Origin of the sequence: Enterococcus sp. DIV0774 (genome assembly GCF_050539095.1) — a bacterium.
GTDB lineage: Bacteria > Bacillota > Bacilli > Lactobacillales > Enterococcaceae > Enterococcus > Enterococcus faecalis.
The window spans coordinates 443,196-468,156 of the sequence record NZ_CP172923.1 but is presented as its reverse complement, the minus strand read 5'-3'; the positions used below and the strand labels follow the sequence as shown (position 1 = coordinate 468,156).

General features: G+C 37.8%; 20 protein-coding genes. 9 read left to right on the top strand and 11 right to left on the bottom strand.

The features are described 5' to 3' along the window. Positions 1-9: 9 nt before the first annotated feature. The gene (gene pcrA / locus IGL86_RS02350) at positions 10-2,268 is read right to left on the bottom strand and encodes a DNA helicase PcrA (protein ID WP_033625952.1); all 2,259 of its coding nucleotides are present in this window, start codon (positions 2,266-2,268) and stop codon (positions 10-12) included. Positions 2,269-2,432: 164 nt separating this feature from the next. Here pcrA and IGL86_RS02345 point away from each other — a divergent pair, with 164 nt between their 5' ends. The 4 genes from IGL86_RS02345 to IGL86_RS02330 all read left to right on the top strand — a co-directional run bounded on the left by IGL86_RS02345 (position 2,433) and on the right by IGL86_RS02330 (position 7,740). Next, on the top strand, positions 2,433-3,992 hold the full coding sequence (locus tag IGL86_RS02345) for a ClC family H(+)/Cl(-) exchange transporter (protein ID WP_033625954.1): 1,560 nt from the start codon (positions 2,433-2,435) through the stop codon (positions 3,990-3,992). 135 nt (positions 3,993-4,127) lie between these two features. Next, on the top strand, positions 4,128-4,880 hold the full coding sequence (locus IGL86_RS02340; RefSeq protein ID WP_002389626.1) for a DeoR/GlpR family DNA-binding transcription regulator: 753 nt from the start codon (positions 4,128-4,130) through the stop codon (positions 4,878-4,880). After that, on the top strand, positions 4,877-5,794 hold the full coding sequence (pfkB, locus tag IGL86_RS02335; protein WP_002363177.1) for a 1-phosphofructokinase: 918 nt from the start codon (positions 4,877-4,879) through the stop codon (positions 5,792-5,794). The genes IGL86_RS02340 and pfkB overlap by 4 nt, the downstream gene beginning before the upstream one ends. Positions 5,795-5,817: 23 nt before the next feature. After that, positions 5,818-7,740 carry a PTS fructose transporter subunit IIABC gene (locus tag IGL86_RS02330; RefSeq protein WP_002382993.1) on the top strand — a complete coding sequence of 641 codons (1,923 nt, stop codon included), beginning with the start codon at positions 5,818-5,820 and terminating at the stop codon, positions 7,738-7,740. Positions 7,741-7,806: 66 nt separating this feature from the next. Here IGL86_RS02330 and IGL86_RS02325 read toward each other — a convergent pair whose 3' ends face one another. The 3 genes from IGL86_RS02325 to tig form a co-directional block, all read right to left on the bottom strand. Further along, the gene (locus IGL86_RS02325) at positions 7,807-8,298 is read right to left on the bottom strand and encodes a hypothetical protein (RefSeq protein ID WP_025191303.1); all 492 of its coding nucleotides are present in this window, start codon (positions 8,296-8,298) and stop codon (positions 7,807-7,809) included. A gap of 449 nt (positions 8,299-8,747) precedes the next feature. Then, entirely contained in the window at positions 8,748-9,410 is a 663-nt protein-coding gene (locus tag IGL86_RS02320) for a hypothetical protein (RefSeq protein WP_033625956.1), read from the bottom strand. 111 nt (positions 9,411-9,521) lie between these two features. Beyond that, positions 9,522-10,805 (bottom strand): trigger factor, encoded by a 1,284-nt coding sequence (gene tig, locus IGL86_RS02315; protein ID WP_002355556.1) that lies wholly within the window; start codon positions 10,803-10,805, stop codon positions 9,522-9,524. Between the two features lie 263 nt (positions 10,806-11,068). Between tig and IGL86_RS02310 the strand changes: the two genes are divergently transcribed. From IGL86_RS02310 to IGL86_RS02300, 3 genes are read left to right on the top strand one after another with little or no spacing between them, the layout of a single operon-like run. After that, entirely contained in the window at positions 11,069-13,444 is a 2,376-nt protein-coding gene (locus IGL86_RS02310; protein WP_033625958.1) for a hypothetical protein, read from the top strand. A 54-nt stretch (positions 13,445-13,498) separates the two neighbouring features. Continuing rightward, on the top strand, positions 13,499-14,236 hold the full coding sequence (locus IGL86_RS02305) for a WxL domain-containing protein (RefSeq protein WP_002358689.1): 738 nt from the start codon (positions 13,499-13,501) through the stop codon (positions 14,234-14,236). A gap of 35 nt (positions 14,237-14,271) precedes the next feature. Then, positions 14,272-15,351: a DUF916 and DUF3324 domain-containing protein gene (locus IGL86_RS02300; RefSeq protein WP_033625960.1), complete on the top strand. Its 1,080-nt coding sequence runs from the start codon at positions 14,272-14,274 to the stop codon at positions 15,349-15,351. A 44-nt stretch (positions 15,352-15,395) separates the two neighbouring features. Here IGL86_RS02300 and ptsP read toward each other — a convergent pair whose 3' ends face one another. The 3 genes from ptsP to IGL86_RS02285 all read right to left on the bottom strand — a co-directional run bounded on the left by ptsP (position 15,396) and on the right by IGL86_RS02285 (position 17,751). Further along, a complete protein-coding gene (ptsP, locus tag IGL86_RS02295) occupies positions 15,396-17,123 on the bottom strand; it encodes a phosphoenolpyruvate--protein phosphotransferase (RefSeq protein WP_002361251.1) in 1,728 nt (575 codons plus the stop codon). Next, positions 17,123-17,389 (bottom strand): phosphocarrier protein HPr, encoded by a 267-nt coding sequence (locus IGL86_RS02290; RefSeq protein WP_002355551.1) that lies wholly within the window; start codon positions 17,387-17,389, stop codon positions 17,123-17,125. The genes ptsP and IGL86_RS02290 overlap by 1 nt, the downstream gene beginning before the upstream one ends. 170 nt (positions 17,390-17,559) lie before the next feature. Further along, entirely contained in the window at positions 17,560-17,751 is a 192-nt protein-coding gene (locus IGL86_RS02285; RefSeq protein WP_002366170.1) for a hypothetical protein, read from the bottom strand. Positions 17,752-18,052: 301 nt separating this feature from the next. Between IGL86_RS02285 and IGL86_RS02280 the strand changes: the two genes are divergently transcribed. Next, entirely contained in the window at positions 18,053-20,293 is a 2,241-nt protein-coding gene (locus tag IGL86_RS02280) for an ATP-dependent Clp protease ATP-binding subunit (protein ID WP_002386935.1), read from the top strand. Between the two features lie 194 nt (positions 20,294-20,487). Then, complete coding sequence (locus IGL86_RS02275) at positions 20,488-20,802, top strand: DUF1827 family protein (RefSeq protein WP_002355547.1); 315 nt, start codon at positions 20,488-20,490, stop codon at positions 20,800-20,802. A gap of 42 nt (positions 20,803-20,844) precedes the next feature. Here the strand turns inward: IGL86_RS02275 and IGL86_RS02270 are convergent, their stop codons facing one another. The 4 genes from IGL86_RS02270 to IGL86_RS02255 form a co-directional block, all read right to left on the bottom strand. Next, positions 20,845-21,915, bottom strand: a complete 1,071-nt coding sequence (locus IGL86_RS02270) for a hypothetical protein (RefSeq protein WP_002375935.1) — start codon at positions 21,913-21,915, stop codon at positions 20,845-20,847. Positions 21,916-21,981: 66 nt separating this feature from the next. After that, positions 21,982-22,629, bottom strand: a complete 648-nt coding sequence (locus tag IGL86_RS02265; RefSeq protein WP_002355545.1) for a DUF421 domain-containing protein — start codon at positions 22,627-22,629, stop codon at positions 21,982-21,984. A gap of 15 nt (positions 22,630-22,644) precedes the next feature. Next, complete coding sequence (locus IGL86_RS02260; protein WP_002355544.1) at positions 22,645-23,088, bottom strand: DUF3290 domain-containing protein; 444 nt, start codon at positions 23,086-23,088, stop codon at positions 22,645-22,647. Between the two features lie 175 nt (positions 23,089-23,263). Then, positions 23,264-24,838 (bottom strand): peptide chain release factor 3, encoded by a 1,575-nt coding sequence (locus IGL86_RS02255; protein ID WP_002375932.1) that lies wholly within the window; start codon positions 24,836-24,838, stop codon positions 23,264-23,266. Positions 24,839-24,961: the final 123 nt, after the last annotated feature.

Below are 24,961 nucleotides of genomic sequence, written 5' to 3'. Positions count from 1 at the left end.
TTTTGCATGTTAAATTTTTTCAATTGGTGCAAATGCCGCTAACAACCGTTTTATGCCTTTTTCTGGGAAAGCAATGTCCAACTCTAAGTCTTTGGCCGAACCGCCTACACGAACGACTGTACCAACGCCCCATGCTTTATGTTGGACCTTATCACCTGCTTGCCAAGAAACTTTTTCGCCACCACTTGCCACTTTGTTGCTAACTGATTTTGTAGCTGGCTGTGTATAAGCTGGTTTACTTGCGCTGGGCTTGAATACTTTAGGATCAAAGGTGCGCGCTGGAGCTTTCTGTAAATTGGCCGCCGCCCCTTGTTTCACTAAACGTTCCGCCTCAATTTCTTCTAAAAAGCGACTTGGTCGATTATATTGCGTGCGACCATATAATGTTCTCGAATAAGCATTCGTTAAAAACAGGGCTTCTTCCGCTCGTGTGATACCAACATAAGCCAAGCGCCGTTCTTCTTCCAGTTCACTTTCTTCTAGCATGGCACGTGATAATGGGAAAACCCCTTCTTCTAAGCCCATTAAAAAGACCACTGGAAATTCCAGCCCTTTGGCCGCATGCAACGTCATTAAGGTTACCTGCGAAGAGCTCTCTTCTAAATTATCTAAATCAGAAACCAAGGCTAAATCTGTTAAGAAATCCGCCAATTTTGTTTCTTCGCCATTTGGATCGTCGTTGTTTTGCGCTTCAAAACGTTTATCAAATTCTTGTGTCACAGATAAAAATTCGTCCAAGTTTTCTAAGCGAGCTTGAGACTCTAAATTATTTTGCGCCATCAAAGCTTCCCGATAACCACTACGCTGTAAAGTTTCTTTCACCAATTCTGTAATCGTTAAATAGGGCACTGTTTTCGTTAAGTCTTGAATCATCATGCCAAAATTACCAAGCTCTTTACCCGCTTTTCCTGAAATATTTGCCAAATCAACATTTTGGGCAGCTTCCAGCAAAGCCCAACCATGCGTATCCGCAAATAGCCGTAATTTTTCAATTGAACTTTTACCGATTCCTCGTTTTGGTTCATTGACAATTCGTTCAAAACTAATCGAATCATCTGGATTGGCAATCAAACTTAAATAAGCCAAAATATCTTTAATTTCTTTACGGTCGTAGAATTTATGTCCGCCCACCATGGTATATGGAATATTAGATTTCAAGAGCATTTCTTCCACTACACGGGATTGAGCATTGGTCCGATATAATACCGCAAAATCACCATAAATTCGGTCATTTTCCCGCATTTCTTTTTGGATTTGGCTCACAATAAATTGTGTTTCATCCCGTTCTGTGTCCCCACGATAATAGACAATTTTTTCACCGTCTATATTTTCTGTCCACAGTTCTTTCTCGCGGCGGTTACGGTTATTTTTGATGACATCATTCGCAGCCGCCAAAATGTTTTTGGTGGATCGATAATTTTGTTCTAGCAAAATTACACTGGCATCTGGATAATCTTTTTCAAAATCCAAGATATTTTGCATATCCGCCCCGCGCCAACCATAGATACTTTGGTCGGCATCACCTACGACACACAGATTTTTGAAACGTGCAGCCAATAAATTGACTAAGGTATATTGTGCATGATTGGTATCTTGGTATTCATCCACATGAATATAGTGAAATTTATTTTGGTAGAACGCCAACGTATCTGGTTGTTCATTAAATAAACGAATCGTATTCATAATCAAATCATCAAAATCCATACATTGGTTTTTGCGTAATTCTTTTTGATAGGCTTCATAGCATTTTGCGACAATTTTTTCATATAAGGAACCTTGCATTTCAGCAACTTTTTCAGGCGTTTGTAATTCATTTTTGGCATTGCTAATCGTACCTAAAATTGAGCGAGGATCATATTTTTTTGAATCAATATTTAAGTCGTTTAAGATGCGTTTCATTAATGTTTTTTGTTCCGATGGGTCAATAATTGTAAAATTACGGTTGTAACCAATCTGATCCACATCACGACGTAAAATTCTTACACACATGGAGTGAAAAGTGGAGACCCATACATCTTCGCCACCCGTTTCCAGTAATTTATTTACACGCTCTTTCATTTCTTTAGCAGCTTTATTGGTAAACGTAATCGCCAAAATATTCCATGGATTTACTTCTTTTTCCTCAATTAGATAGGCAATTCGGTGTGTTAAAACCCGCGTTTTTCCACTACCAGCACCAGCCATGACTAACAGTGGTCCTTCTGTATGCAAAACGGCTTCTTCTTGTCGAGGATTCATTCCCTGAACCAAGGCATGTTTTTGTGTCATATTAAACGTCCTCTCTCTTTTTTCAATCTTATACAGTATACCAAAAATCCCTTTGAAGTTCTTTAGAAAAGAACAAAAAATCTTTTTCTTTTTATATGAAATTTTCTTGTAAATCAAGTCAAACCGCAGTACATTAGTAAGTAGTGATGGAGGCTAAAAATGAAATGAATAATGATGTACATGAAATTAAACAATTAGATGGTACCCGAATCGGCTTTATCCTTAAAGGCATCGTCGTCGGAATCCTGGTCGGCTTTGTTGTCAGCTTATTTCGCTTAGGCATTGAAAAAATTGGCGAACAAGTCGTGCATCTGTACCAAACGTTTCACGAAAAACCCTTTTGGATGATTCCTTGGTTCTTATTTTCTCTCGTGCTTGCTTATTTATTAGGACGACTGATCAAAAGCGAACCAGCAATTAAAGGCAGTGGCATTCCCCAAGTGGAAGGACAACTTCAAGGTCAATTAGAAATTCACTGGTTTCCAGTGCTTTGGAAAAAATTTATCGGTGGGATCTTAGCGATTAGTCCTGGGCTATTTTTGGGACGTGAAGGTCCTTCAATTCAACTAGGTGCAGTGGTTGGACAAGGCTATAGTCAATGGCGGCAAAGCACCAAGTCTGAAGAAAAAATTTTAATCAGTAGTGGTGCCAGTGCTGGTTTAGCCGCCGCTTTTAATGCACCAATCGCAGGCCTTTTATTTGTTCTAGAAGAGGTTCACCATTCCTTTTCACCTTTAGTTTGGTTAACCTCTTTTTCTGCGGCCATTTCCGCTAACTTTGTTTCTTTGCATTTCTTCGGATTGCAGCCAGTTCTTTATATTGGTCCCGTTAAATCTTTGCCTTTAGAGTACTATTGGACATTAGTCCTGCTGGGCGTTTTGCTAGGATTGTTAGGTTGGATATATCAAAAAACATTGTTGTCCTTACCAAAAGTATATGGAAAAATCAAAGGCCTTTCTTCTAATTATTATGGTTTTGTTCCTTTTATTTTGATTTTACCGATTGGTTATTTCTTTCCACATTTACTTGGCGGTGGGAATCAAATTGTTTTAGCTTTAGGCAATCAACCGACTACGATTTGGGCTTTAGTCGGCTTACTGGTTTTACGTTTTGTTTTTTCAATGGTTTCTTACGGTTCGAATCTCCCTGGCGGTATTTTCTTGCCTATTCTAACTTTAGGTGCCATTATCGGAACATTGTATGGCAGTCTACTTGTCCAATACGTAGGGATGGATCCAATTTTTGTGAAAAACTTTTTAATTTTTGCCATGGCTGGTTATTTTACTGCGATTGGTAAAGCACCGTTAACAGCGATTATTTTAGTAACAGAAATGGTCGGCAATTTTTCTCATTTAATGTCTTTAGGGGTTGTCGCTTTAGTTAGTTATATTACCATCGATAGTCTTGGCGGCAAGCCAATTTATGAAAGCTTATTAGAACGTTTGGTTCCTTCTAAAGTAAGTAATATTCGTGGCCACAAAACGATTATTGAATTACCTATCACTGCAGAAAGTTCCTTAGATGATACGATGGTACGTGATTTTGTCTGGCCTAAACAAATGTTGCTCACTTCCATTCGCCGTGGCGAATCGGAAATTTTAACACATGGTGATACTGTTATGCATGTTGGCGATGTGCTCATTATTTTGACCGATGAAAAACTCGCTTACCAAGTCAAAAAAGAGATTTATCAAAAAACTTTACCGAATGATTTAGTGAATTAAAGAAAGCTGCTGAACTCAGGTTCAGCAGCTTTCTTTTTTTATGACTGTTTTTTAATTTTTTTGAATGTTTTTGACCGTTTTAGATTGATTAGCGTTTTCATTTGTGCTATTATATCCATGAAATGAGGGATGAAAATGCTTACGGAAGAACGACATCAAAAAATTTTACAATTGTTAGATCAAAAATCAGTCGTCAAATCACAAGAACTTGCTAACTTATTCAATGCTTCAGAATCCACAATCCGCCGCGATTTACAAGAATTAGAAGACGCCAATTTGTTAGAACGCATTCACGGCGGAGCTAAGCGTATTCTTAATTTAGGCTTTGAACAAAACATGACGGAAAAATCAATCAAAAACACGCACGAAAAGCAAAAGATTGCTTCTTTAGCCGCTAGTTGTGTACAAGATGGCGATATGATCTATTTAGATGCTGGTTCAACCACGTTAGAAATGATCCCTTTTTTAGTTGGGAAACAAATCCATGTAGTGACGAATTCCGTACATCATGCTGCAAAACTTAGCGACATGGAAATTCCCACTATTATGCTTGGTGGTACTTTGAAGCTCTCCACTAAAGCAATCATTGGTGCCACTAGTATGGAACAGCTACAACATTTTCGTTTTAACAAAGCTTTTTTAGGAACTAACGGCGCACATTTAGAGTTTGGTTTAACAACGCCTGATCCCGAAGAAGCAGCGCTAAAAGCCTTGGCTATTCATCAAGCAGAAACAGCCTATGTTTTACTGGATCATACAAAATTTAATGAAGTAACGTTTACCAAAGTGGAAGAATTAGAGTCAGTTACTTTACTAACTGACTACTGCCCTGCTGAATCGCTTCAAGGATTCCAGCAAAAAACTATTTTAATGGAGGCAAACAAATGATTTACACAGTGACTTTAAACCCTTCTATCGACTTTATCGTTCATGTCGATCATCTACAAATTGGTGATTTAAATCGGATGACGAATGATTTTAAATTACCTGGCGGCAAAGGAATCAACGTTTCACGTATCTTAAAACGTATGGAGACAGAATCCACTGCCTTAGGTTTTTTAGGTGGTTTTACAGGCTCATTCATTGCTGATTGGTTGAAAAAAGAAGAAATCCAAACGAATTTCACTCCCGTGTCTGCTGATACACGAATCAACATTAAATTGAAATCAGATACTGAAACAGAAATTAACGGCTTAGGACCTGCTCTAACAAACGAAGAAATTCAAGAACTAAAACAAGCAGTTAGTCGTGTTCAGGCTGGTGATATTGTTGTTCTTTCAGGAAGTACACCTGCTTCTCTACGCAAAGGATTTTACGAAGAGTTAATCCAAATTGTGAAGGAAAAAGGCGCAGAATTTGTTATTGATACGACAGGTGAAGATTTAATGAACGCTTTGTCACAAAAGCCTTTATTGGTCAAGCCAAATAATCATGAGTTGGCAGAATTATATCATACAACCTTTACAAGTGTTGAAGACATTTTACCTTATGGACATCGGTTACTAGAAGAAGGAGCACAACACGTAATTATCTCAATGGCTGGTGATGGTGCATTACTTTTCACAACAGAAGGTGTTTATCGTTCCAACGTTTTAAAACGTCCACTGAAAAATTCTGTCGGCGCTGGCGACTCAATGATTGCTGGTTTTATTGGCAACTTTTCAAAAACACAAGATCCTTTAGAGGCTTTCAAATGGGGTGTCGCTTGCGGTAGCGCGACCGCATTTTCTGATGATTTAGCCTCAGAAGATTTTATCCAAGAACTTATTCACGAAGTAACAATTGAAAAAATTTCAGAATAAATCCACTAAGGGAGGAAAATAGAGTGAACATTAATGATTTATTAATAAAAGATGTCATGATTATGGATTTACAAGCTACTGATAAAAAAGGCGCGATTGATGAAATGGTCCAAAAATTATACGATGGTGGCCGCATATCTGACATTGACACTTACAAAGAAGGAATTTTAAAACGCGAAGCACAAACATCGACTGGTTTAGGCGACGGCATCGCTATGCCTCACGCAAAAAATAGTGCCGTAAAAGAACCGACAGTTCTTTTTGCTAAAAGTAAAAAAGGTGTTGATTATGAAGCACTAGATGGACAACCTACTTATCTATTCTTCATGATTGCTGCCCCAGAAGGCGCTAATGATACACATCTCCAAGCGCTTGCGGCCCTTTCTCGATTACTTATCGATCCAGACTTTGTTGGCAAATTGAAAGAAGCGGAAACTCCAGAAGCAGTCCAAGCTCTTTTCCAAGCAGCAGAAGATCAAAAAGAAGCGGAAGAAAAAGCAGAACAAGAACAAACAACGCCAGCACCAGAAAGCAATCGTAAATATATTATTGCTGTGACTGCTTGTCCTACAGGAATTGCTCATACTTACATGGCCGAAGATGCGCTGAAGAAAAAAGCAAAAGAAATGGGCGTAGACATTAAAGTAGAAACAAACGGTTCAGAAGGAATTAAAAATCGTTTAACTGCTGAAGATATTGCTCGTGCTGATGGCGTAATTGTCGCAGCCGATAAAAAAGTAGAAATGAATCGTTTTGATGGTAAAAAATTAGTCAATCGTCCCGTTAGTGATGGAATTCGTAAAACCGAAGAACTAATTAACTTAGCCATTAGTGGTGAAGCTCCTACTTTCCATGGCAGTGACTCGGCTGCAAGCGACCAAGAGGATTCAGCGGAAGGTTCAATCGGTTCTCGTATCTATAAAGATTTAATGAATGGTGTTTCTCATATGTTACCTTTCGTTATTGGTGGCGGAATTGCCATTGCTCTTTCCTTTATGATTGATCAATTTATCGGGGTTCCTCAAGATCAATTAGCCAATTTAGGGAATTACAATGACGTAGCTAGCTGGTTTAACCAAATTGGTGGCGCAGCATTTGGCTTTATGTTACCTGTCTTAGCTGGTTTTATTGCTTCTAGTATTGGGGATCGTCCAGGCTTAGTTGCTGGTTTCGCCGCTGGTGCGTTAGCAAACGCTGGAGGCGCTGGGTTCCTTGGGGCCCTAATCGGTGGTTTCTTAGCTGGTTATGTAGTGGTTCTTTTACGTAAAGTCTTCAAAGGCTTGCCAAAATCATTAGATGGAATTAAAACCATTTTATTCTATCCAGTTTTTGGTTTGATTATTACGGGCTTATTAATGTTAGTCATTAACATCCCGATGAAAGCAATTAATGATGCGTTAAATCATTTCCTACTTGGCTTAGATGGCACAAATGCTGCTTTACTTGGTGCCTTATTAGCTGGTATGATGGCCATCGACTTAGGTGGACCAGTTAACAAAGCTGCTTATGTTTTCGGTACAGCTACGCTAGCAAGTACTGTTGCAGAAGGTGGCAGCGTGGTCATGGCTTCTGTAATGGCTGGCGGAATGGTTCCTCCATTAGCAATTTTCGTAGCAACTCGTTTATTTAAAAATAAATTTACAAAAGATCAACAAGATGCCGGCTTAACCAATATTGTAATGGGCCTTTCTTTTGTCACTGAAGGGGCAATTCCTTTTGCAGCAGCTGACCCATTACGTGTGATTCCAAGTTTCGTGGTAGGTTCTGCCTTTACTGGTGCGTTGGTTGGTGCGTTTGGTATCAAATTATTGGCACCACATGGAGGAATCTTCGTCGTCTTCCTATTAAGTAATCCATTACTATATCTATTGTTCATCTTAATTGGTGCGATTATTTCAGGAATTGTCTACGGACTTTTGAAAAAACCTGTCGAAGTACCTGCTTAAAAAAACAGCAAAAAAGCGATTCAACCATGGTTGAATCGCTTTTTTATTATAGAATTACTAACTATACTATATTCTTTTTTGAGCTAACTTCTTTACTCTTAGATATTCTGCTCGTGAATCTTTGGCCTCTTGTTTCATGGTTGGATAAACTTTTCTTATATCATTAGCAGTAATAAAGAAAAAAATGATTGTAATAATCCTTAATACTAATACAACATACAAAATTAATTCAATTATCACAAAATTTGCCCCTCCAGCTATAATTGCACCAAAGAAAACAAGTAAAAGGAATACAGCTATTGCCTCCGTTACATAGACTAGTACAGGTGCAACATATTTTCTTTTAGGCAATTTTTCTAACTTGCTCACTCCCATGTTCGCAATAAGTGTAGTAACAAATAAGACCGAGCCCCACGATTTATTGGTTTCAACTCCTAAAAATCCAAAAATAAAAATGACCATAAGGATTATTGGAATTGCTAAATAAAACCCATACATCTGATACGGTCTACTTCTATCTTTCATTTCTTGTTTTGCTTTTTTCACAGTTTCTTTCATATACAACCTACACTCCACTTCTTTTTTTCGTAAAGTATCTCATTGAAAAATTAAAAGTATATGTAATCAAATAGATTATTTTTAAGATACAATTTTTCATAAGACGCTGCTTTTTTCACTTTCTTAAATACACCAATTTTGTTTTTTTATCACTTCCCCGTTGCGTTGTCTTTGGCAGTTATTTTCCCTAATCTTCCTCCCTTCCAATTTTATAGTATTAAAGAATAATAAGTCATCAAAGTATTGATCTTTCTAGTTACTTGTTCTTTTGATAAGTATTTAGAACATATCACTGGGGTGCATCCACATAAAAAAATCATTACATAACCATTATATTCTAATTTTACCAAACTATTTTATTAGTTAAAAATGCAAATTCGCATATTCTTAATAATTTAATACAAAAAAACAAGCTCTTTTAAAAGAACTTGTTTTTTTACTTCCCTATATTATTTTCTCTTTATCGCATAATTTTCTAAATACTCAGGATTTCCTTTGCTTCTGATATACGTGTACACGCCCATCACAAAGGCCCCAAGGGTATTGGTAAATAAATCCCCCATCGTATCCATTAAAGCAGCACGCCCAATAAATGGTCGGCCGTTGGACATATTATAGCGTTGTAAGTTCATGTTCCCTAGTGAATCGCAGATAAATTCCCAGAATTCCCAGAAGACGCCACAAAGCCCTGCAAATGCAAACCCAAATAATAAAAATAACCACGGGGAAACATCGGCGTACTTCGTTTTCTTCAATAGGAAAGCAGCAATACCATAACCAACAGCAGTTAAAAGCATCGGACTAACAAAGTGTAAAATTTTATCCCAGAACGAAATGATTGAAATCATATGCAACGAGGTTCCTAGGAATACTGAAATAAATAAGAAAAACCAGTAAAAATAAACGATAGTCGGTGGCATAATAATTTTTAAAAATTTATTGACAAGATCCGGTAAAAAGATTAGACCAATTCCAAGTAAACATTCGATAACAAACGTCACACCTTGTTTTGTTGAATACTTGGCCGTAAAAAATTCCCAGAGATTGTACGTCAAGCATAAGATGCCAAACACCACTAATCCATATTTAATTTTCGAATAATTTTTATCCATTTTGACACACCCTTTCAAAAGTTATTTTATATGAAAAAAACTGTAGATGAAAGACACCTTCCATCTACAGTTTTAGAAAACTCTATCGAATGAAGAGCTTATTAAAAATGTTTATTTTTCAACAGCTGTTTCAGTAATTGTTTCAACAGCACGTTTCATACGAATATCGTGTTCTAACATGTCGTTGTTTAATACTTTACGTACTTGCGCTTCAGGCATGTTGTATTGTTCTGCTAAATCTTTCACTTCAGCATCGATGTCTTCTTGTGTTACTTCGATGTTTTCAGCTTTGGCAACTGCTTCAATCACTAAGTTTGTTTTTGTGCGTGTTTCTGCTTCGCCTTCAAATTGTTTGTGTAAATCTTCTTCTGTAGAACCAGTTAATTGGTAGTACATTTCAGGAGAAATTCCTTGACGTTGCATGTTGTTTAAGAATTCATCCATTGAACGGTGAACTTCGTCGTGAACCATTACGTGTGGTAATTCAACGATTTCAGCATTTTCAACAGCTAAACGAATTGCTTCTTCGTCTTTTGCTTCTTCAGCTGCTGCTTCTTTTGCTTCTGTCAATTCTTTACGGAATTTTTCTTTTAATTCGTCTAATGATTCTACTGAATCGTCAACGTCTTTTGCAAATTCATCATCCAATTCTGGTAATTCTTTTGCTTTTACTTCATGAACAGTTACTTTGAAGACTGCTTCTTTACCAGCTAAATCTTCTGCTTGGTAATCTTCAGGGAAAGTAACGTTTACTTCTACTTCTTCGCCAGCTTTTTTGCCAACTAATTGGTCTTCAAAGCCTGGAATAAATGAATTAGAACCTAATTCTAATGAGTAATTTTCGCCTTTGCCGCCTTCAAATGCTTCGTCGCCTAAGAAGCCTTCAAAGTCGATAACTACAGTGTCGCCGTTTTCAGCAGCGGCATCTTCTTTGATTACTAATTCAGCTTGAGATTCTTGTTCGCGTTTCAAACGTGCTTCCACGTCTTCATCTGTTACTTCACGGTCTTGTTTAGACACTGTTAAGTTTTTGTATTCGCCTAATTTTACTTCAGGTTTTACAGTTACTTCAGCAGTGATAACCCAGTCTTCCCCTTTATTCATGCTTTCAACATCAATTTTTGGTTGTGCTACTGGTTCAATTCCTGCTTCTAAAACAGCCGCTTCATATGCTTCTGGTAAAACAGCGTTTAACGCATCTTCGTATAACGCTTCTTCTCCATACATACGGTTAAAAACAGTACGTGATACTTTTCCTTTACGGAAACCAGGTACGTTTAAGTTTTTTTTCACTTTATTGAACGCTTGCGTTAATCCTTTTTCGATTACTGCTTGTTCGATTGAAAAAGTTAATACACCATCATTAGTGCCTTTTTTTTCCCATTTCGCAGACATTTGTTTCCCTCCGAATAACATTTAATTTTATACATCAAACTTTATTTATGCATACCTTTAAATAGTACACTATCCCTAGGAAAATGTAAATATTTTAAGTGCTAAGAAGTGAAAGAAAGACTCGATTTTTAGCAAACTATCAGTTTTTTAATTTTTTCGGATTAAAAAAGCATTGAATTTCGAGAAATTTCCTTCTTAAAACACTAAAAGATTGTGAACAAAATATCTTGTTCACAATTGGATGTAATCGCTTTACTTTATGAATGGCCCATTATAGAATGTATGTACTCAATATTTACACATTATATATTTTCGTCATTATACATATAATATCAAAAAAGGAGAGGATGGTTTTGAATAAGTTCGTATGGGGAATCTTTTCTTGCATCATATCATGGCTTTTTTTATCGCTGACTCAACCTTTGATAGCTCATTCTGAAACACTGAACCCTACAACTCACGCCTCTACTTTTAGTGAAACATTTACTTCAGTTTCAACAGAACAACAAACAACTCAAGCAACCGATATCGTGGAACAAGAAACCGAGCAAACCCATGCTTCCTCTGAAAACGATGAACCTATGGCACCTACGCCAGCTAGTGTTTCTGTTGGTAATAGCACCTTAAAAAGTACCTTAAGCACGGGAACGTATAACCAAGATATTATCACACTTTCGTATGAATACAGTGTGACACTTATCGGCTTAGCAATTAATGATCGACCGATTATTGCTATTCAACTTCCTACAGAAATTTCAAGCCAGTTAGATAACTACACTCTAAAGCAACAAGATTTTCTGACTCTTTTAACAGGGACTGTCAGTTATCCAGGAACAGCCACTCAAGATATTCACAGTTCAACTAACGGCGTCAGTCTCTCTTATAGTAGCACTTATCATTCTGTTTATCTGACTTTTCCAAGTAGCACCTTGGTGTTACTTCCCGGAACCAAATGGTCTGCCGCCATTTCGTTTGATGTCGGCGCACTTTATAAACGAGGAATTTCAATCCCTCCTGCTCTTAACGGCAAAGACTATCCGATTCGAGGAACCTTTACAGATGTTGGCACTGGATTAGGCGCAATTAATATTATTATTGGGAATAATACAAAAACAGGCGTAATTAGCAAAGCTCAACTTAATTTAGGGAATTATCCCGTTCCTCAAGTCACACCAGCCAAACTAACTCAATCAAATCATCTGGACACTACTGTAACAGGGACCATTCAACAAGTACAAGACCCAAACTATAGCTACTCTGTTCAATTAACCTTGAACCACCATGATGGAACCACTACCCCCATAGTGGTGAAGGGAATTTCTGTTGATGCAGCCGGAAATTTCTCGACCTCGTTAGCTTCACCATTAGAATATGGCGACACGCTCTCTACAATTGTCTTTGCTCGTTCCAAAACGTCAACCGACTATATTCAAAGCAGCCCCTCAGCTGACCAAAGTGTCAATTGGTCAATCCAACCAGTCACAAACGTAGTCGCCAATGCTGGCTCAACTCAACTTTCAGGTAAAGCTTCTCAAGCATCTAACGGAACCTATCAAGTTAAAGTACAAATAAATGGTGGTTCTATTTACACAACGTCCTTAGATTCCAATGGCCATTTTCAATTTGCTAATTTACCCACTTTCCAAGGAGGAGAAACGGTCAGCTTGTGGGTCCAAGGGCTCAGCAATCGCACTGGCCTGCCTTTGCTAACCAGTTCTACTGTTTCTCAAACAGTTGCTTATCCTGTGCCTCAACTAACGGTCACGCAAATCATTGAGCAGAAAAATGCACAAGGGCTCTGGGAAGCTGCAAACTCTGTCGTAAGTGGTCAAATCATTCGTTTTACGTTAACCACACGTTTAACCAATCAACCAGCAACGTGGATGAATCAGCAATTACGAGCAACGGTGCCTAAAGGACTGTCCCAACTTTCAGCTGCTACATTAACAAAACAATCAGCAGCAGGTTTAAGTACGCCAATAGCTGGGCTTCAACTTTTAACTGATAGTTCCACTGGTTTGCTGTATTGGAGTTATCACAATTCGCTGCCAGCAGATAATTTTACGGAAGCCAATACACAATTCACCTTACAATATACAGCAACGGTTACAGAAGAATGGATAAACCAATTTCTTTTATTTTCTAGCACGGTTACTGGCAATGATGGTGGCGGAACGCCAATTACGCCAATCACTAAGGAACAGTCTTTACCTATCAAAAACGGTACCCTCCGTTTTGTGCAGATGCCAACTACAGTTTCCTTTAAAAATTTACCTTTTCCCAGCAAACGAACCATATACTCACCATCGACCATCAGCGCTCCTTTCCTCATTGCCGATGGTCGTGTTGCAAAAACACCATGGCATTTGTTGGTAAGAGAGAGTCAGCCCATGCATTCAACTTCTACAAATAAAACGATCCAGCAAGCTTTCATTTATCGAAAAAATGGCAGTGATTTTCCTATCTCCTCTTTAGCAACCGAAGTTTATCAATACACCGCAACGGACGATAACAATGTAGAAATTCCTTGGAACCAACAAAATGGACTTTTTTTAAGCGTTGCTCCTGACCTTAATTTAACGATCAAAGAATCTTACACTGCCGAATTACAATGGATTCTTTCTGATACACCCCTCTAATTAGGCTTTAGCTTTTTTAAAAGTTAAAAATAAACAAGAAAGAAGGAATAAAAAATGAAAAAGATCGTGCGCATTTCAAGCATTTTGTTCGTTGCTACGCCTCTTATGCTTTTAAATAGTCCAAAAGTTGAAGCAGCTCAAGTCGCTTCTATTCAATCCAACGCTGATATTACGTTTGCTCTTGATAATACTGTCACGCCACCTGTCAACCCGACGAACCCTTCTCAGCCTGTGACACCTAATCCTGCTGATCCTCATCAACCTGGTACAGCCGGACCCCTTAGTATTGACTATGTTTCAAATATCCATTTTGGATCAAAACAAATTCAAGCCGGTACAGCAATCTATTCGGCACAACTAGACCAAGTGCAAAATAGTACTGGCGATTTAATTAGCGTGCCAAACTATGTTCAAGTAACTGACAAACGTGGTCTAAATCTTGGCTGGAAATTATCAGTTAAACAGAGTGCGCAATTTGCTACAAGTGATTCAACACCCGCTGTTTTGGATAATGCTTCCTTGACCTTTTTAGCAGCAACACCCAATTCAACACAGTTACTTTCTTTGGCGCCATTAACGGTCCCAGTAACCTTGGATCCAACTGGTGCCGCTACTTCTCCTGTGGCGACTGCCGCTCTTTCAACAGGAATGGGCACTTGGACATTAGCTTTTGGTAGCGGAGCGACCGCTGCTCAAGGCATTCAATTAACTGTTCCTGCGACAACGAAAAAAGTTGCAGCTAAACAATATAAAACAACGCTTACTTGGATTTTGGATGATACACCACTTTAAAAGAAAACAAACAAGGTATTGCATGAAACAACTTCATGCAATACCTTCTTATAAAAAATTATCAAAAAGGAGTGCACACTATGAATCAGCAGCTTTATAAATGGCTCCATGCTATTAGCGTCATCATTTTTTTATTTTTTATTGGCTCTTATTCTGTAGAAGCAAGCGAAATGACTTTTTCTGTAAAAGCCATTTTACCCGACAATCAACGAACCAAAGAAACAAGTTATTTTGATTTACGTGTCGCTCCAAACCAAACACAAAAGCTACAAATCGAACTAACGAATCAAACAGCCAACGACATTACCGTGCTAGCTTCAGCCAATGCAGCGATTACTAATGATAATGGCTTGGCAGATTATTCTCATGCTGAAACAAAAAAAGATCCATCTGCACCTTTTACTTTTAATGAGATTGCGCAATTACCAAAAGAAATCCACCTACCTAAACACTCAACCAAGACTGTTGAATGTCAGCTTACTTTACCGGAAAAACCATTTAATGGGTACGTTTTAGGAGGACTCTACTTTGAACAAAAGTCAGATGAACAACCTGCTCACTCAGAAAACGGCGTGGCCATCAATAATCGTTTTTCTTATGTAGTCGGCGTCTTACTTAGTGAAACAGATGAACCTGTTCAGCCAGAATTATCTTTAAATGAAGTAAAAACCGATCAAGCTAACGGTCGTAACCGCGTATTAATGAATCTCCAAAACAAACAAGCGGCTATGATTAAAAAATTACAAGTCGATGCCTCTTTATATTATGAAAAAGAAGCTAAACCTCGCTACGAAAATCACCAAGAGTCGTTAACAATGGCCCCTAATACAAATTTTAATTATCGGATTGACTTAAAGGAACAACCTTTTGTTCCTGGAAATTATACTGTAAAAATCAAAGTAAACGATGGCTATCAAGACTATTCGTGGGAAAAACACTTAGTCATCCAAGAAAAAGAAGCTAAAAAATACAATGCTACCGCCGTCAACCTCCCACCTGAAAAACACACCAATTTCCCTTGGAAACTAGTGAGTAGCATCACGCTGGTTTTTCTATTCATTTTGGGAAGCACGATTTATTATTTCAAGAAAAAAATACGTGAATCGCAACAATAAAAAAGCACATCGACAATTGTCGATGTGCTTTCATAATCACTTAATTATTTTGTATATTCTTCAACTAATGCAACGACTTCTTCCATCGTGTCGCATTCTTTTAATGCGCGGTCAGCAAGTTCAGCCATTTTAGTTGTGTCTAGACGTTTCATCAAGCTACGTGTTTTAAGGATAGATGTAGCACTCATTGAGAACTCATCTAAGCCCATACCCAATAGTAATGGAACAGCTGTTTGATCGCCCGCCATTTCACCACACATACCAGCCCATTTACCTTCAGCGTGTGCTGCATCAATTACATTTTTAATTAAACGTAAGATTGATGGGTTGTATGGTTGGTATAAGTAAGAAACGCGTTCGTTCATACGGTCTGCCGCCATTGTGTATTGGATTAAGTCGTTGGTTCCAACACTAAAGAAGTCTACTTCTTTGGCAAATTTATCAGCTAATACGGCAGCTGCTGGAATTTCAATCATAATACCTACTTGGATATCGTTTGAAACTTCAACACCTTCGTTGACTAATTTTTGTTTTTCGTCTTCAAAGATTGCTTTCGCTGCTCTAAATTCTTTCAAAGTAGCAACCATTGGGAACATGATACGTAAGTTACCATGAACAGACGCACGTAATAATGCACGCATTTGTGTACGGAACATGCCGTCACCTAGTTCTGATAAGCTAATACGTAATGCACGGTAACCTAAGAATGGGTTCATTTCGTGTGGTAATGTTAGGTAAGGAAGCTCTTTGTCCCCACCAATATCCATTGTACGAACCACAACTGGTTTTCCTTCCATTCCTTCAAGAACTGCTTTATACGCTTGGTATTGGTCCTCTTCAGTTGGAAAGTCAGATGAATCCATGTATAAGAATTCTGTACGATATAAACCAACAGCTTCGCCGCCGTTTTTGTGTACGCCTTCTAAATCTTTTGGTGTACCAATGTTTGCAGCTAACTCAACATGTTTGCCGTCAGCTGTCACTGTTTCTGCATTTTTTAGTTTATCCCATTCTGCTTTTTGATCTGCATAAGCTTTTGCTTCTGCTTCAAATTCAGATTTTTCAGCATCTGTTGGGTCAATAATAACATCCCCAATGATTCCGTTCACTGCTAAAATATCGCCTGCTTTTACTTTGTCAGTAATTTCTTTTGTACCAACGATTGCAGGGATTTCTAACGAACGAGCCATGATTGCTGAGTGAGAAGTACGTCCGCCGATGTCTGTCACAAAGGCTTTAACATACGTACGGTCTAATTGTGCAGTATCACTAGGTGTTAAGTCGTGGGCAACCACGATTACTTCTTCGTTAATCATTGAAGGATTTGGAAGAGTCACACCTAATAAATGTGCTAAGATACGTTTGGCAACGTCACGAATATCTGCTGCACGCTCTTGCATGTAAGCATTATCGTCCATTGCTTCAAACATACCAATATACATATCCGTAACTTCTTTCAAGGCAGCTTCTGCATTGACTTTGTTGTCTTGGATATTTTGTTTGATTTGACCAACCATTTCTGGGTCAGATAAAACCATTAAATGAGCATCGAAAACTTGCGCTTCTGCTTCACCAAGGCTTTGAGCTGCTTTGTCGCGAATTGCTTGCAACTCTTCAGTAGATTTTGCTAAAGCATCGTCTAAGCGAGTTGCTTCTGCATCAGTATCTTCTACGGAAGTTTTGTTGAAAGACAAGTCAGGTTGAACTAGCAGGTAAGCTTTAGCAACAGCAACGCCATCACTTGCGGCAATCCCTTTTAGCATCTCAGACATTATTCAGCCAATCCTTCTTTTTGTAATGTTTCAACGATTGCTGCCATTCCTTCAGCTTCGTCAGCACCATCAACAGTGATTGTTACGTCAGAACCTTGACCAACACCTAAAGACATAACGCCCATGATTGATTTTAAGTTAACAGATTTACCTTTGTATTCTAAGTTAATATCTGAGTTAAATTTGCTTGCAGTTTGTACTAATAAAGTAGCTGGACGTGCGTGAATTCCTGTTTCTGCTACAATGTGAAATTCTTTCTTTTCCATATAAATCGGTCTCCTTCGTAAATAAAAAATTTTTATGTTAGGGTTTTCCTTTCTTGATACGCTAAAATCAAACGTCTACTCGAAAAAAGACCCTTTCAGTTTCTAAGATTACCATTTTTTTCTATCTTACACAACACTTTTTGCTTAAATTTCGTGATGTTTTGCACTGACTATTCTTCCTCTTTTTGGTAACGATAAATGATTCGTCCATTTAACCCCGCTTCTCCAACAATTTCCGCGCGGTCAGGCAAAGAAATCCAAGCATCACGAAATTGGAAAAATTCATTTTGCTCCACGATTAATTCAGAGATTTCTCCAGCTTTTAATGAAGCAATTTTTTCTACAAAAGGATTTTCAGCCATTGATTTCACCACTCTTTCTCTTAAATATCAACTCTTATAGTTTACTTGAAAATGGCGCAATTGTCTGTAAAAAAATCGAATCTTTGCCTTTTTTTAAACAAGGTCTTTTACTTGATTCTCTTACAAAAAATGCTATAATAACTTCAAAGGTCAAAAATGGTCAAGTGGTTTTATAGACAGAATTTATTCTTGCTATCTAGTACTTGGCTGGTTTGAGGAAAAATGGTCTGTTTACTAGAAATAATAGAGCAAACAACTATTTTTCTGGCCTCAGTTATTTTGAAAGGATGTGTTTCATTCAATGATTTGTCAAAATTGTCAACAAAATGAAGCAACAATTCATTTATATGCAAATGTGAATGGTCAAAGAAAACAACTGGACTATTGCCAAAGCTGCTATCAAAAATTAAAAAATCAAGCAAATAATTCCCCTCAAAATATGGGACAAGACCCTTTTGGCTTTGGGAGTTTAGACGATTTATATCGTTCTCTTTCTCGCCAAATGCAACAAGGGAATCCTTATGAACAACAAACACCACCCACTCAATTTGGTGATGGTGGTAATGGAGGTCAACCCCCTCGCGGAGGTGCTGGCGCTGGTCAAGGTTTGCTAGGCGAGTATGGGATTAACATCACCGAAGCGGCACGCCAAGGAGATATCGATCCTGTGGTAGGACGTGACCAAGAAATTAAGCGTGTCATTGAAATCTTAAATCGCCGTACAAAAAACAACCCCGTTTTAATCGGTGAACCAGGTGTTGGTAAAACAGCCGTTGTCGAAGGTTTAGCCCAAAAAATTGTCGATGGCGATGTGCCCCAAAAATTATTGGACAAAGAAGTCATTCGTTTAGATGTGGTTTCACTTGTTCAAGGAACTGGTATTCGCGGACAATTTGAAGAACGGATGCAAAAATTGATTGAAGAAATCACTGAAGCTGAAAATGTCATTTTATTTATTGATGAAGTCCATGAAATTGTGGGTGCTGGTGCTGCTGGTGATGGCAATATGGATGCTGGCAATATTTTAAAACCAGCCTTAGCACGTGGTGAATTACAATTAGTCGGTGCCACAACTTTAAATGAGTACCGTATTATTGAAAAAGATGCTGCCTTAGAACGTCGGATGCAACCAGTCCAAGTAGATGAGCCAACCGTTGCCGAAACCATAACGATTTTACATGGTTTGCAAAAACGTTATGAAGATTATCATCATGTTAAATATACAGATGAAGCGATTAACGCAGCAGCAAACTTATCCAATCGTTACATTCAAGATCGCTTTTTACCAGATAAAGCGATTGACTTGTTAGATGAATCTGGTTCAAAAATGAATCTAACTATCCAACTCGTCGATCCAAAAACAATTGATAAAAAATTAGCAGAAGCGGAACAACAAAAACAACAAGCTTCCGCAGAAGAAGATTTTGAAAAAGCGGCTTATTATCGTGATCAAATCAATAAATTACAAGCAATGAAAGAAAAACAAATCAGCGATGAAGAAACACCCGTCATCACTGAAAAAGATATTGAAGCCATTGTGGAACAAAAAACTGGCATTCCTGTCGGTGACTTAAAAGAAAAAGAACAAACCCAATTGAAAAATTTAGCTGTTGACTTAAAAGCTCATGTTGTCGGACAAGATGATGCCGTCGATAAAGTAGCTAAAGCGATTCGTCGCAATCGTGTAGGCCTAGGCAAACAAAACCGCCCAATTGGTTCCTTCTTATTTGTAGGGCCAACAGGCGTTGGTAAAACAGAATTAGCAAAACAATTAGCCTTTGAGCTATTCGGTTCAGAAGATTCGATGGTTCGTTTTGATATGAGTGAGTATATGGAAAAACACAGTGTTTCTAAACTGATTGGTTCTCCTCCAGGCTATGTTGGTTATGACGAAGCTGGACAACTCACAGAAAAAGTCCGTCGTAATCCTTATAGTTTAATTTTATTGGATGAAATTGAAAAAGCGCATCCTGATGTTTTACACATGTTTTTACAAATTCTCGACGATGGTCGTTTAACAGATGCACAAGGTCGTACGGTCAGCTTTAAAGACACCATCATTATCATGACAAGTAATGCTGGAACAGGAGCTGTGGAAGCCAACGTTGGCTTTGGCGCTGCCCGTGAAGGTGTGACTAAATCTGTTTTAGGTCAATTGAACAACTTCTTCACCCCCGAATTCCTTAACCGTTTCGATGGTATTATCGAATTCAAAGCATTAAGCAAAGAAAACCTGATGAACATTGTCAGCTTGATGTTAGAAGAAGTAAATGGCTTATTAGCTAAACAAAAATTACACATTGAGGTTCCAACAGAAGTCAAAGAAAAACTCGTTGATTTAGGTTATGATCCTGCAATGGGCGCTCGTCCTTTACGTCGAACAATTCAAGAACAAATTGAAGACGGCATTGCTGAATACTATCTAGATCATCCTGAAAATCATCAATTAGTCGCAGCGTTAGATAACGAAGGTAAAATTATCGTAACTGGCGCACAAGAAGTGACTAAAACAGAAACTTCAACATCTGACCAAGCAGAATAATCAAAAATCCACACGCATTAATAACAATGCGTGCGGATTTTTTTATGCTTTTCACTTTTTATTTTCATCAAAAAAAACTATAATAGAAGAAAGATATTCGTATACTTGTTCCTCATAGAAAAAATTCAATCTGGAACTCCTGTACATAATTGGAAACGCTCTTTTGCAGCACACAACTATAATGAGGTGATAAAATGAAATTAGTGAATGTGACCAATAGCTACAAACAATTAGTAAATAAACAATTGGAAAACACGGATGCTTACTTTGTAAAAGTCTACTCAGCAGGAAACACGACCGCTGTCTATTCAGAAGCAGCTCACCATGTGGAAGTTCTGATTATGAATAAAAATCGTCGCATTCGTCCGACAGAAGTAAAAGAAATTTTAGCAAAACTGTTAAAACGATTACCTAAAGAGGCTTATGACCCAGATGAAATTTCTATCATTGAGTTAAACCATGTGACCGAAGTGTCTGTTCCATTAAAAGTTTCCCTCATGGAAAACTAAAAAAAACTGCCGAAGTTTCCCCACTTCGGCAGTTTTTTCAATTTATTGTGACGTTATTTTTTTTACAAGACTTTGATAATTTTCCGACCAGGCTTCCTCATTTGTCGGACTGACTAATTTATTTTCCTCGATTGCTTTTTTTCTTAAGTCATCTACTTCTTTTTTGAAATTTTCCCCCGATTTTTGAGCATAATCTTTAGAAAAATATTTTGATTGGCGAGAATAAGCCTTCAGTTTTGCGTCTTTAATCTCTTCTTCTGTATCTGCAAAATATTCATCATAACGAAGATCGGTTATTTTCCCTGAATCTTTTAACGTAATAACCGTTAAACGTCCAGAAAGCCCCTCCCCAAAATCTTCTGTTAGACTTGTATAATGTTCTTTTGAAGGTTCTTTGATTTCCTTGGCTAAAGCCCTAGCAGCAGGAAGATAACCATTATTAGCGCTATTGGATTGACCTTTGGCTGTCTGGAATGCGCCATCTAGGCGATTTTCAGCAACCATTTGATTTTCTAGAAAAGTCATCGTATTAACAACGGTCACTAACGATTGATCAGTTCGGGCGTTGTTCGCTTGAAAATTTGCATAGCCGGATAAACGTTTTGTCACTCCTGCCCATTCTTCAGAATAATAGTTTTTAGGTCCACGTTCATCAAATTCCACTAACTGAATTTGTTGATCCTTAACAACGACATCAATTAAAGCCGTATAGCCGCCATCAAACACGACTTCATGATGATAATAATCCCCTTGAACTTCTCCGATTTCTGGACGACCTGACCAATACATCTTCTGGGCTTTTTCTTCTGGACTAATTCCTGATTGTCCATTATTAGCTTCTACTGTAGCGCCAGAAACAGCATCAACTTCAAAGGTATGTCCATTACGCTCATAACTCACTTTGGCAGCACTCTCCTTCGGTTGATCATTCGTGTTTGTCTGCTCCTCCTGCTTTACAGAAGTGGCATTAGTGGCTGCCGAGGCACCACTCGTTACTTGGACTGCTTCTGCTTCAGTACTTTCTTTCATTTTTTCAGTTCGTTGATCTGGTTGGCACCCCATTAAAATAATCATTGAACAAAATAACCCGACAACTATCTTTTTAGTTTTCATTTTTCCTCCTTTTAAAACTCATTGAATTACCATTTTATTTTAATATAAGTAGGATGAAAAGTATAGCTAAGAAATCGTTTTTTCTTCATATGGCGATAAACTTAACTGTCCAGATAAATATTCACCTAGATAGATTTCCTGTAATCTTTGGAAGCCTTGTTCTTGGATTTGCGTTAACAGCCAGTGCTCATCTTTTTTGATTAACTCTAGGACATCCATGTTGGCTTGACCGTCCACAATAATCGGATAACGAATACTTTCATCGCCATATTCGACGATTGTTAATTGACCATTTTGTTCTAAAACCGCCCGTTTAACAAGCTGGACTTCATAAATACCATTTGCTCGTAATTTAAACATTAGATCATTTGCAGAAATACCATTTTTCAAACATTCCTTCACCACAACCTGTCCATCCTTGATTAAAGTAATGGGTTTACCATCCACAATTTGCTTCACATAGCGATTGTGTTCTTTTGCAAATTTTAAAATTAAGACTAATAATGTCCACAAAATTAACACTAATACAAATTGGAGCACCGTAATTGAATCATTATAAATAACACCACCAATAATGCCCCCCAATACATAGTTTTGCACTTGGTCCATAGCCGATGTGGGCGCCAAATTGCCTTTTCCCATCAAATTAATTTGGACAATTAAACAAATAATACCTAAAGCAAATTTAATAATAATTGGACTATAAAACTGCATTAATTTTCCCTCACTTTACTTTATGATTTCAATTGTTGGTGTTAATAAATACGTTTCTTGTAACGTATAAGACTGCTGATCCGTACTTAAACTCATTTTATAAAACACTTCGTCAATTTTAACTATGGTTCCGTCAGCCAATTGTGTACCATTGACATAAACTTTTTCTGGAGAAACCTTTTTTTCCTGTGCCACTTGTTCGACAAAATGTACCATTTGCGAAGATTGTGAATGCTGATTTTGGTTCAGTTGATAATTGGAATATTGAACCCCTAAAACAAATAATAATGATAAAAAAATAATAATACTTAATTCACGATATTTCGTTTGAATTTGATGTCGCACATAAAAACTAAACACAATGACTAGCCCGATTAACAAAGCAAAAATAAAAAAATACTTTAAGTAATCATTTAAATTAGATTGGCTTTTTAAATACTCGATGCCATAAAAATTCATGTTCTTGTCCACTCCTTGATAGGTTCGTTATAGTAAGTATTCTATCTCAAAAAAAACAATCACGCCTGCTTTAATACCTTATAAGAAGAAAAAGCTCAGCGCAATCATCTTGAGAATGATTGCGCCGAGCTTCAATCTTCTAAAGATTCAGCTACTGATTGATTACAAATTAATTTTACATCAAACTTTTCAGTTCAACATCTGGATATTTATCCGCAAACCAGCGTTCCGCAAATTGGTTTTCAAATAAGAACAATGGTTGGTCGAAACGGTCCCGTGCCAAAATGTTTCGGCTAGAGCTCATGCGTTCATCTAAATCTTCTGGATTAATCCAGCGGGCAATTTTAGAACCCATTGGCGTCATTACTACTTCAGCATTGTATTCATTAGACATTCGGTATTGGAAAACTTCAAACTGCAATTGACCTACTGCGCCAATGATATATTCTTCTGTTAAATATGTTTTGTATAATTGAATGGCTCCTTCTTGAACCAGTTGGTAAATTCCTTTATGGAAAGATTTTTGTTTCATCACGTTTTTGGCAGTCACTTTCATGAATAATTCAGGGGTAAATGACGGCAACTCTTCATATTGAACATTCATTTTCCCTTCATATAAAGTATCGCCAATTTGGTAATTTCCTGTGTCATACACGCCGATAATATCGCCTGCAACAGCTTCTGTGACGTTTTCGCGGGCATCCGCCATAAATTGTGTCACGTTACTTAATTTGACTTTTTTGCCTGTTCTACCTAAAGTCACGTCCATGCCTCTTTCAAAAACACCTGAACAAATTCGAACAAAGGCAATTCGATCACGATGGGCTGGGTTCATATTCGCTTGAATTTTAAAGACAAAGCCTGAAAATTCTTTTTCATAAGGACTTACTTCGCCACCCTCTTCTGTTTTATGCGCATGTGGCGCAGGCGCAAATTGTAAGAAGGTTTCTAAAAATGTTTGAACCCCAAAGTTTGTCAAAGCAGAACCGAAGAATACTGGCGTTTGATCACCACGAGCGATTTTTTCCTCGCTAAATTCATCGCCTGCTTCTACCAATAACTCAACATCTTCCAACACTTGTTGATAAACGCTGTTATTGCGCAATGGTAAATCGCTTGGGATATCGCCATCTTTTAAAGGAATAAAACGCTCCCCGCCATTATTTTCTGGACGATATAATTCCACACGTTCATTATAAATATCGTATAGACCTTCTAGGCCTTTTCCCATACCAATTGGCCAGTTCATTGGATAAGATTCAATATCCAATAGTTCTTCCAATTCTTCTAAAAGTTCCAATGGTTCCCGTCCGTCACGGTCCAATTTGTTAATAAAAGTAAAAATTGGAATACCACGTTTTTTAACAACTTGGAAAAGTTTTTTCGTTTGTGCTTCAATCCCTTTGGCACTGTCAATAACCATCACAGCACTATCTACGGCCATCAATGTCCGATACGTATCCTCTGAGAAATCCTCATGCCCTGGGGTGTCCAAGATATTAATCCGTTTATCTTGATAGTCAAATTGCATCACAGAACTCGTTACCGAAATTCCCCGTTGTTTTTCAATTTCCATCCAGTCAGATTTGGCAAAGTTCCCTGTTTTTTTCCCTTTGACGGTTCCAGCTTGGCGGATGGCGCCCCCAAATAATAGTAATTGTTCAGTAATCGTTGTTTTCCCAGCATCCGGATGGGAAATAATCGCAAACGTACGGCGACTATCGACTGCTTCTTTTTGATTGATCGTCATAAAATTCTCCTTATCACTTGTGATGTTTATTTATTTATTTTCTTCAGCATAATTTTTGATTAACCTTTGCTAGTATATCATGTCAAGCCTTGAGAATAAAGAGCTGCTGTTGGCTGTTTTTTA